The 423-nt window shown below is 71.4% G+C and carries 1 protein-coding gene; it reads right to left on the reverse strand.

Annotated elements, in window-relative coordinates:
- A partial coding sequence (locus tag E4T88_RS18985) for a hypothetical protein (RefSeq protein WP_221411827.1) occupies window positions 1–284 on the reverse strand: 284 nt, incomplete at its 3' end.
- Window positions 285–423 lie beyond the last annotated feature (139 nt).

The following is a 423-nucleotide window of genomic DNA, read 5'->3' on the forward strand; positions in this document are numbered from 1 at the left end:
AACAGGTACAGGCCGATCACCAGGGTCGGCAGCAGCACGAACAGGCTGACCCGGCGGATCACCCGCGCGCCGTAGCTCGACGTGTCCTCCCGGCGCTGGCCGAGGCCGGGCAGCCGGGTCCAATCGAGGCGCTCGCGTGCCGCGGCCATCAGAGCCCGGGCGCCACGCTTCTCCGGCACCGGACGGATCATCTCGGCGCCGTGGCGCAGCTCGGTCATCGTCGATGGCGCGAACGTCACGAGTTCGCCTTCGCGCGTGTCGTCCTTGACGTCGTCGAAGCTCATCCGCTCACTGTTCCTGGGTCTGCGCCGGATCCGCCACCGCGAAGCCGGCCGGAGGGCGGCCCGTGCGCGGCTCCGGAATCCCGTTCTTTTCGGCCCTTTTTAAGGCACCCGCCCCTCGCCCCGCCACGGCGGGCCGCAC

Origin of the sequence: Dysgonomonas mossii (genome assembly GCF_004569505.1) — a bacterium.
Classification (GTDB): Bacteria; Bacteroidota; Bacteroidia; order Bacteroidales; family Dysgonomonadaceae; genus Dysgonomonas.